The sequence below is a fragment of the bacterium genome, from assembly GCA_035691305.1.
GTDB lineage: Bacteria > Sysuimicrobiota > Sysuimicrobiia > Sysuimicrobiales > Segetimicrobiaceae > DASSJF01.
In genome coordinates this window covers 24,189-33,469 of record DASSJF010000084.1, presented here as the reverse complement: position 1 = coordinate 33,469, position 9,281 = coordinate 24,189, and the positions used below count along the sequence as shown (strand labels likewise).

The following is a 9,281-nucleotide window of genomic DNA, read 5'->3' as shown; positions in this document are numbered from 1 at the left end:
GCGCCTACGCGGAAAGCCTGATCAAGAACGCCCCGGACCCGGTGTTCGTCTCCGACCTCGAAGGCAAGATCCTGCACACCAACGACGCGGTGTCCGAAGTGCTCGGCTTCCGCCGAGACGAGGTGATCGAGCAGTCGCTCTCCCGGTTCATCTCCCCTCAGGAAACGCGCGAGTTCCTCGCGGCGGTCCGCGAGGTCGTCGAGCGCGGCGTGACGCGGAACGTCCGCCTCAACCCGCGTGCCGCCACCGGCGAAGTCATCCCGACGAGCCTCAACGCGTCCGCGCTCCGCGACTCGGACGGCAAAGCGATCGGCGTGATCGGCATCCTTCGTGACATGCGCGCCTATGAGCGCGTTGTCCGCGACCTCGAAAAGTCGAAGCTCGAGCTCCAAGAGAAGATCCTCGAGCTCGAGAAGTTCGAAGAGGTCGTCGTCGGCCGCGAGATCAAGATGATCGCGCTCGAAAAAGAGGTGGAGCGGTGGCAGAGCGAAGTGGAGCGGCTGCGGGGCGAGACGCAGCAGTAGGGGTGGACGCCCGCCCGGCAGCGCCACAATCGGCCGCGCCCGCCGTCCCGGGGGGCAACGGCAAAGCCTCCTGGCAGGCAGGAGGGGCATCTTTGGCCCGCACCGCAGGCCCAGGAGCGGCCGGAGGTCCTCCGCCGGACGGGACGCCGCCGGCGCTATCCGCGGCGGAGCACGCGCGCCTCCTCGAACGGATCGCCGACCTGGAAGGGCGCCTGCGCCAGCGCGACGAGCAGCGCCGTGCGATGCTGCACATCATGGCCGACCTCCACGACGTGAACCGCCGGCTCGGCGACCAGCGCAAAGCGATGCTGCACATTCTGGTCGACTACGAGCAGGACCGCCGCCGCCTCGCCCAGCAGACCGAGCGCCTCGACAACTCGCGGCGCGCGCTGCTGCACATCCTCCAGGACTCGCACCGTTCCAACCTCCGGCTCGGCCAGGCACGGAGCGCCATGATCCACATCATGGGCGACCTGCACGAGATGACGATGGAGATGCAGCGCCGCGAGCAGGATCTGCGCGACAAGCAGGAGCAGCTCGTGCAGGCCGGCAAGCTCGCCACGCTCGGCGAGCTCACCACCGGCGTCGCCCACGAGCTCAACAACCCCCTCAACAACATCGGCCTGTTCATCGGCAACGTGATCGACCAGATCCGCATCGTCGGCATCTCGCGGGACGTGGACCTTGAGCGCATCACGCGCGACCTCGACAAGGCGACCGCCCAGGTCCGCAAGGCGACAGAGATCATCTCGCACCTCCGGACGTTCGGACGGACCGCCCCGGTCAGTCGCGAGCCGGTGGCGATCAACGACGTGGTGCGGCACTCGCTCTCGCTGATGCAGGAACAGCTGCGCCTGCGCGACATCGACGTGGTGTTGGACCTCGCGCCGGAGGATCCGACGGTCGCCGCCAGCCCGATCCAGCTCGAGCAGGTCTTCATCAACCTGCTCACCAACGCCCGCGACGCACTGGCGGACGTCGTGCCGGATGCGGCCGGCGTACCCGGCCCGCGGCGGATCGAGATCCGCAGCAGCGTGCGCCCGGGATGGGCCGAGGTGCTGGTGCGGGACACGGGACCCGGCATCCCGGCCGGCCTCGAGCGACGCATCTTCGACCCGTTCTTCACCACGAAGGTCGTGGGGAAGGGGACCGGCCTCGGCCTCGCGATCACATACGGCATTTTGAAGGACCACGGAGGTTCGATCGCCCTCGTGCGCCGGACCGAGCCCGGCGCGGCGTTCCTCCTGCAGCTCCCGCTGCTGGAAACGGCCGTGCCCGAGGCCGCCGCCACATGATGCGGCCCCGCGTGCTCGTCGTCGACGACGATCCGGCGCTGCTCGAAGCGCTGCCCGAGACGATTTGCCTGCGCATGCCCGGGGTGGCCGTGGAAACGTGCTCCTCGGCCGCCCCGGCGCTCGCACAGATCGGCGCCGTCGACTACGACGCGATCGTCAGCGATATCAAGATGCCGGGCATGGACGGGCTCGCGCTGCTGTCCCACATCCGGGCGGTGCGGCCCGACACGCCGGTTCTCCTGATCACCGGCCACGGCGAGCACGACCTCGCGATCCGATCGCTGCGGGCCGGCGCCTACGACTACGTGCAGAAACCGATCGATCGGGAGTACTTCACCGCGTCGCTCGGCCGCGCCGTGCAGGTGCGGCAGCTGCGGCGGCAGATCGCCGACCAGCAGCAGGCGCTGGCGCGCCACGCGGGGCGCCTCGAAGAAACCGTCCACGAACGCACCACCGAACTTCGGCAGACCGTCCAGCAGCTGCGCGCGCTGACCGACGTGGCCACCGCGATTCACGCCGCGCGCGGCGCCGACGAGGTGCTGCGGTCCGTCGTCGACGCGGCCTGCCGTCTCGCCGGCGCCGCGGTCGCGGCGGCCGGATTCTACCGAGGCGACGGCGGTCCGGCGGTACCGAACGATCCCGCGCGCTGGGCCGTCGCGGTCGCGCCCGAGGCGGTCGGGCTCCGCGTGCCGCGGGAAGACATCGCCGGCATCTTCGCGGCCGTCTGGGCCGCGGAGCGCAACCCGGCCGATCTTCCGAACGCGACCTTTGAACCGCTCGCCGAGGCGGCCGTGAACGGCGACGGACCCTGGTCGTCGTTCTTCGCGCTGCGGGTCCGCGGACGGCTCGGACAGCCGCTCGGCGCGATGGTCCTCGCGCGGCGGGCGGGACACGCGTTCTCGCCGGAGGTACGCGTCCAGATCGAGGCGCTCGCGCTGCAGGTGGCGGTGGCGCTTGAGAACACGCTCCTCTACGAGCGGGCCCGCGGCACCGCCGAGACGTTGCAGCGCAGCCTGCTGCCGGAGCGCCTGCCGGAGATCCCGGGGCTCACGCTCTCGGCGCGGTACCTGCCCGGCAACCACGAGGCTGTCGGCGGCGACTGGTATGACGTCATGACGCTTCCGAACGGCCACATCGGTCTCGTGATCGGCGACGTCGCGGGACGAGGGGTGTGGGCGGCGGCCGTGATGGGGCAACTGCGCAACGCCCTGCGCGCGTACGCCCTCGAGGGCAACCCGCCGGCGCTGATCGCCGAACGTCTCACCCGGCTCGTCGACGACCGCACGATGGCGACGCTCGTCTACCTGGTGATCGACCCGGAGAGCCGGGAGGCACGGTATCTGAACCTCGGGCACCTGCCGCCGCTGGTCGTCGGGCCGGGCGGGGTGACCAGCCTCGACGGGGGCGCCCCGCCCCTCGGCGTGCGCGGGGTCGCGTACACGGAGCAACGGGCCATCCTGCCGCCCCGGTCGACCGTCATGGTCTATACGGACGGCCTGCTCGAAGTGCGCGGCCGGAGCATCGACGAAGGGTTCGAGCGCGTCACCGAGGTGCTGCGCCGCGACCACGGGATTCCGGTCGACGACCTGGTCGACCGGGTGGTCGCGGCGGCCCTCGAAGGCCGGACGGCGGAGGACGACATCGCGCTCGTCGCGCTGCGCCTCGCGCCGCTCAGCCCCGGGCGGCTCGAGATCCGGCTGCCCGCGGTCCCCGCGTCGCTGGCCCAGATGCGACAGACGCTGCGGCGCTGGTTCAAATCGGTCGACCTCGCGGCGGAAGAGGCCTACGACGCCATGACGGCGATCAACGAGGCCTGCGCCAACTCGATCGAGCACGCGTACGGCCCGACCGACGGCCTCTTCGAATGCCAAGTCTCGCTCGCCGGCAACGTGCTCACGGCCACCGTCCGGGACATCGGGCGGTGGCGGTCGTCGCGCGGCCGGTACCGCGGTCACGGGCTGAAGCTGATAGAGGCGCTGATGGGAGAAGTCGAAGTCGAGGCGACGTCCGCCGGCACCGAGGTGCGGATGCGCAAACGGGTTGCCCAGCCGGGAGGGGTTCGAGTATGACGACTGCCGCGGAAGTCCGTATGATCGAGGACGCGGGCATTCCCGTCGCCGCGCTGGACGGGGAGATCGACCTTGCGAACGCGGCCGAGGTCCGCACGCAAATCTTCGGGATGGTCTCGAACACCGCGCCCGGCCTGATCCTCGACCTGAGCGGCGTGACCTACCTCGACAGCCGCGGCGTGCAGCTAATCCTCGAGCTCGCCGAGCGCCTGAAGATGCGGCATCTCAAGTTCCGTGTGGCGATGCCGGAGAAGTCCCTGATCCGCCGGATTCTACTGCTGACCCATGTGGACGCGGTGGTGCCGCTTGATACGAGCGTCAATCAGTCGCTGGCGATGATGCGGGAGGGCCGCTAGCGGCCAACGGTCGGGACCGGCCGCGACCCGGCGCGACGGCCACGGCGTCCCCGCCGGCGGCCTTCACCTCGTACATCGACCGGTCCGCCGCCCGCAGCAGGGCTTCGATCGTTCGTCCGTCTTCGGGAAAGGTCGCTACACCGAGGCTGACGGTCACGAGCGCAGGGGTCCCGGGCGCGGCGCCTCCCGCCGGGCCTCCCACGCCGGCGCCGCCGATGACCCGGCGGATCCGCTCCGCCACGGCCGCCGCCTCGGCCTTCCCGGTCTGCGGCAGCAGCGTCACGAACTCGTCCCCGCCGTAGCGCGCCACGACGTCGATGTTCGCGCGGTGCTCCCGGACGAGCAGCCGGGCCACGTCCTGCAGCGCCGCGTCCCCGCGCAGATGGCCGTGCGTGTCGTTGTAGAGCTTGAAGCGATCGACCTCCACCATGATCGCGGAGAGCGGGGTGTCGTACCGGCTCGACCGGGCCAGTTCGCGCTCGAACGCCGCCCACAGCATGCGGCGGTTCGGCAGCCCGGTCAGGCCGTCGGTCGTCGCGAGCGTCCGGGCCTCCTCGTAGTTCCGGGCGTTCTCGATCGCGAGCGTCGCGTAGCCGGCCAGCGTCGTCAGCAGCTCGAGGTCCGCGGACGCCAGCACGGGCTCCACGCTCTCGATCGTGATCACCCCGGCGACGGCGCCCCGCCGGGTGATCGGCGCGCCCGCCAGTTGCGTAACCATAGGGTGGGAGGCCACGTAGTCCGGATCCCGGCGGACGTCGAGAACCAGCGCCGGCTGCCCGGTGCGCGCGACGCGGCCGGTGATCCCGCGGCTGATGGGGACGCGCTCGGCCGCTCCGGCGTAGCCGCGCTCGGCGGCGAGGCGCAGGGTCTCGCCCTCGAGCAGGCGCAGCGAGACCCGCGGGTAGCCGAGCGAGGAGTGGAGCTCGTCGACGAGCGCGGAGAACACCTCGTCCGCCGCGAGCGACGCCGCGACCCGCATGAACGCCCGGTTGAGCAGCACGAGTTGATGGGCACGGCGCTGGGAATCACGCAGCAGCTCGGCGTTGCGTGTCTGCAGTCCCTCCGCGCGCGCGAGGTTCTGCTGAGACTCGCGGTACAGCCGCAGATAGTTGACGACGAACGCGGTCTCCGCGGCCAGCATTGCGACTGCGCGCTCTTCCGCCGGGATGAAATAGTCTGCGATCGGGTGCACCATCCCGACGACGCCGATGAGATCCGGCCCGGCCGCCAGCGGCGCGAGCATCACGCTGCGCAGCGGCTCGCCGGACACCGCGAGCGCTTCCGGCGCGTTGCGGGCGTAGTCGGCGATGCGCGTGAGGCGCACCGAGATGTCGGGGCGGGGACCCCACAGGTCGCGCATCACCGTGTCGGCGAGGCGCTGCGCCACCGGAGCTTCGAGGCCGCGCGACACGGCCACCTCGAAGCGGTTGTGCCCATCGCGCAGCGCCACCCATAGGCCGGCCGGAGTGGCGATGCGATCGAGCTGTCCCGCGAGCCGCTGCAGCAGTTGATCGAGGTCGATCGCTTGGACGAGATCGGTGACGGCCGAGTAGAGGTGGAAGAGCTGCCGGTTCGTTTCGCGACGTCCGTCGTAGATGAGAAATGTCACGCCCGCGATCGCGGGCAGGAGCAGGACGTACTGAAGATTGTCGGGCGCGATCGGGAGCGCGCGCGCGATTATGGCGACGAATAAGCCGACTGAGCCAAGCGCGGCCGTCGCGGCGAGGCGGGTCGGCGCGTTGCCGACAAGCACCGTCCAGACCGCCACCTTGCGCCGCGTTGCGGAGTAGAAGCTCACGAGCACGTGGGTCGCGAGCGCGTATACCGTCACGCACCCCAGCGCGGCCGGGATGACGCGCTCCGGCGCAAATGCGGCGCCCGCGTTCGTAAACGCGGCGCGGCCCGTTGCGATCCAGAACCAGGCGACGCTTGCGAGGACGATCGAGACGGCGCGCTGGCTCCCGTTGAAAATGAGAGTCGCGAGAGGCCGCCGGTGCCGCAGGTGAATCAGCAGCTGACCAGCGGCACCGCAGAGGGCCGCGTAGCCGCCGCCGAGGAATACAATCGCCGGTAGCGTGGCGACCGTCCCGAACGAGACCGAGCCGGAGTAGGGCAGGGTGAGGTTCCCAGATTCCGCCGCGAGGCTGGCGAGCGCAAAGAGCCCGAGCAGAAGGGGGAACGGCGCCGGCTCCGCGGCCACGGCCAGCGCCGTGAGCACCACGGCCGCGACAAGCGTCCCCCAGCGGGTGGCCCCGTATACGATGGTCCGATTGAGAAAATGGCTCACGCCGGCGCCATCTGCCCCCGGAGTCGCGCCTGAATGCTTCTCAAACTTCAGGCGAGATTTTGCCATCATAATGCCCCAGAATCTCCCGGCTCAGACCGATCCCGAGCGAAAACCGGGGCGGGAACCTGCCGCAGGCGCCAGTAGAAAGTGGTGATGCCGGCCAGTACGGTGACGATTCCGGCCAGGCGCAACCAGGTCATCGTGTCCGCCAGCAGTGCGACACTCAGCACGACTGTCACCACCGGTTCGAGCATGCCGAGCATCGCCGTGCGGGTCGCGGCGAGCGTCCGCAGCGCGAGCAGCACGAGAAACGAGGCGACCGACGCCGCGAAGGCCGACCCGACGATCGCGGCGAGCGCGGCAGCGGGTACCGGCAGCACCGCCTGTCGGGTGACCGCGACCGCGGCCCAGTAGACGCCCGCCGAGCTCAGCTGGATGACCGCCAGGATCATCAGCGGCGGCACGTCGCGCACCACGCGGCGCTGCATGACGAGATAGAAGGCCGAGGCGAGCGTCGCCACGCCGAGCACGGCAAAACCGACGGGATGGACGACGTGCGGAGTCGCGCCGCCGACGAGGATCGCGCCGGCCACGATCACGCCCAGGATGGCGAGGTCCGAACCGGCGAGTTGCTCGCCGAGCGCGAGGCGCTCCATCCACGCGACGTGCACCGGCGACGTGTTGACGATCACCGACGCGGTCGACGCCGGCAGCAGCGAGAGCGCGTAGAAGTACGAGTAGACTTGAATCGGGACGAACGTCGTCCCGAGCGCCACGAGCGTGCCGAGCATCCGGCGCTCGACCGCCGCGACCCGCCGAAACGCGAACGCCGCGGTCCAAAACAGCCCGGCCGCGATGCTCACGCGCCACGTCATGAGTACGAGCGGCGTGATCCCGTAGCCGTAGGCGACCTTCGCCAGAATCGGCGAGATCCCGTAGAGGCAGGCGGCGATCAGAATGAGGACGGCGGCCATCGATTTCTCGATGCTCTAAGATAGGATGAGGATCTACGACGGCGCGCGCTCACGGCCGGGCGACTGTGTTCGGCGGCAGCACAGCAAGCGCCTCGTCGGAAAGGACGGAAGATCGCGATGCTTCGTGGGATTGGCCTGCCGGGTTTTCCGCTTACCGCGCTGCACATGCACCCGTGGCTGCTTACGGCCCTGATTCTCTGGTCGCTGGTCTGGAAGGGCTTCGCCCTGTGGCGGGCCGCCCGCGCAGACCAGCTTGCGTGGTATGTCGTGCTGCTCGCCGTCAATACCGCGGGACTTCTCGAGATCGCATACCTGCTGTTCTTCGCGCCGCGCCCGCAGGCGTCCGACGGGTAGGGGAGCGGCGGCACCGTCTGCCACCGCCTCTCCGGGTGTCTTGGCTTGCGGCTCGATTACGGATACCCGCACCACTCAGCACCTTTCCGTCTTAAGGGGTAGGCGCCGCCTACTTGGCTATTATCCCCTTTACGGACGTACGGCCTTGTAGTATATTTTTCGTTAGCAGGAGGTGATTCGAATGGTAACGCGACTGAGCCAGGATGAACTGAGAGATGTTGTTACCCAGATGGTCGTTCACACCCACGCGGTAAGAGGAATGACCGGCCTTGACCAGTTGGAGAAATCACTTCCGCAAATCGTCACGTTCTTGAGTAAGGCGCATGACATTGTTTACGATGTTCAAGCAAAGATTCTTACCGAAGCCGCGCAGTCGGCTCATTTCCCCAAGCGGTCATGATTCATCTTCTTCGCGGATCATATCTCCCTCGATTGACTCGGCTTTCATTGCGGAGCATTCTCGCACCAACTGGGACGGGATGACAAATGTCGAAAGTTAACCGAAACGGTCCGAAACGGGCAAAGTCCTCGGACTCGCGCACGTCGCTGATGGAGTTCGAACGGCAGTTCCCCGACGACGCGACGTGTCTTGAGTACCTCGTCAAGACGCTGTATCCCAACGGGATTTACTGCCCAAAGTGTCAGAAGGTTACGAAACACCATCGGAACAACGGACGTCCGTCGTACTCCTGCCAGTTCTGCGGGCATCACGAACACCCGATGGTCGGGACGATCTTTCAGGATTCCGCTACGTCCCTCAAACTGTGGTTCTATGCCATGTACCTGATGGCCAGCACTCGGTGCGGAATCTCCGCGAAACAACTGGAACGGGAATTGGGCGTCACGTACAAGACCGCATGGCGCATGTTCGATCGGATTCGCACACTGGCGTCGGCGTCTGAACAGACCGCACCGCCGCTCGGTGGACTTGGCGAATCCGTCGAAATGGACGAGACCTACCTCGGACCGGACCGCGACACGATGTCCCAGTCTTTAGCATGACGCAACGGAAGCGCGGAGACAAACCTCCGCATTTACCACAGTCTGAAGGCGTTGGTAAAGAACGGAATTGGCGGGGGTCTATCACGGGGGTTCCGACGAGGCACCTTCAGAAATACCTCGACGAATACGCATTCCGCTACAACAACCGGAAGCACCCCAAAGGGGTGTTCAATGCGTGGCTTTCCCTCGTCGGGAACGAGAAGGCGCAGGCTCGGTAGACCGCTTCCGAATAACCTTGCGGAAAAATCCTGAGAGTTCGCGTTGCGTGGGGACTGGGATCTCCAGTCCCCCGCGTGTTTTCTGTGAGGGTTCGCCTTCGCGAACGAGTGAACGGGATTTGCGTTTTTTCGCGGCCATGACACCGCCATTCTAACAGCACATCCGTGACCCGGATACCACGACCCAAGCCTTCTTCGATAC

General features: G+C 68.0%; 9 protein-coding genes. 7 read left to right on the top strand and 2 right to left on the bottom strand.

The window, feature by feature from the left end; genetic code table 11:
• The 4 genes from VFL28_16935 to VFL28_16920 all read left to right on the top strand — a co-directional run.
• Positions 1–524 (top strand): PAS domain-containing protein (locus tag VFL28_16935; protein ID HET7266354.1); only part of this gene is annotated, 524 nt, incomplete at its 5' end.
• A gap of 92 nt (positions 525–616) precedes the next feature.
• Positions 617–1,819: an ATP-binding protein gene (locus tag VFL28_16930; GenBank protein ID HET7266353.1), complete on the top strand. Its 1,203-nt coding sequence runs from the start codon at positions 617–619 to the stop codon at positions 1,817–1,819.
• Positions 1,816–3,888: a SpoIIE family protein phosphatase gene (locus VFL28_16925; protein ID HET7266352.1), complete on the top strand. Its 2,073-nt coding sequence runs from the start codon at positions 1,816–1,818 to the stop codon at positions 3,886–3,888. The genes VFL28_16930 and VFL28_16925 overlap by 4 nt, the downstream gene beginning before the upstream one ends.
• On the top strand, positions 3,885–4,244 hold the full coding sequence (locus VFL28_16920) for an STAS domain-containing protein (protein HET7266351.1): 360 nt from the start codon (positions 3,885–3,887) through the stop codon (positions 4,242–4,244). Before VFL28_16925 ends, VFL28_16920 begins: the two co-directional genes overlap by 4 nt.
• Here VFL28_16920 and VFL28_16915 read toward each other — a convergent pair.
• Together VFL28_16915 and VFL28_16910 are read right to left on the bottom strand one after the other, a co-directional pair.
• Entirely contained in the window at positions 4,207–6,531 is a 2,325-nt protein-coding gene (locus VFL28_16915; protein HET7266350.1) for a diguanylate cyclase, read from the bottom strand. The genes VFL28_16920 and VFL28_16915 overlap by 38 nt on opposite strands.
• 65 nt (positions 6,532–6,596) lie before the next feature.
• A complete protein-coding gene (locus VFL28_16910) occupies positions 6,597–7,505 on the bottom strand; it encodes a DMT family transporter (GenBank protein HET7266349.1) in 909 nt (302 codons plus the stop codon).
• Positions 7,506–7,622: 117 nt separating this feature from the next.
• Here VFL28_16910 and VFL28_16905 point away from each other — a divergent pair, with 117 nt between their 5' ends.
• From VFL28_16905 to VFL28_16895, 3 genes are all read left to right on the top strand, one after another.
• On the top strand, positions 7,623–7,859 hold the full coding sequence (locus VFL28_16905) for a DUF5652 family protein (GenBank protein HET7266348.1): 237 nt from the start codon (positions 7,623–7,625) through the stop codon (positions 7,857–7,859).
• Positions 7,860–8,040: 181 nt separating this feature from the next.
• Positions 8,041–8,259 (top strand): hypothetical protein, encoded by a 219-nt coding sequence (locus tag VFL28_16900; GenBank protein ID HET7266347.1) that lies wholly within the window; start codon positions 8,041–8,043, stop codon positions 8,257–8,259.
• Between the two features lie 86 nt (positions 8,260–8,345).
• Positions 8,346–8,861: an IS1595 family transposase gene (locus VFL28_16895; GenBank protein ID HET7266346.1), complete on the top strand. Its 516-nt coding sequence runs from the start codon at positions 8,346–8,348 to the stop codon at positions 8,859–8,861.
• The last annotated feature ends 420 nt before the right edge of the window (positions 8,862–9,281 follow it).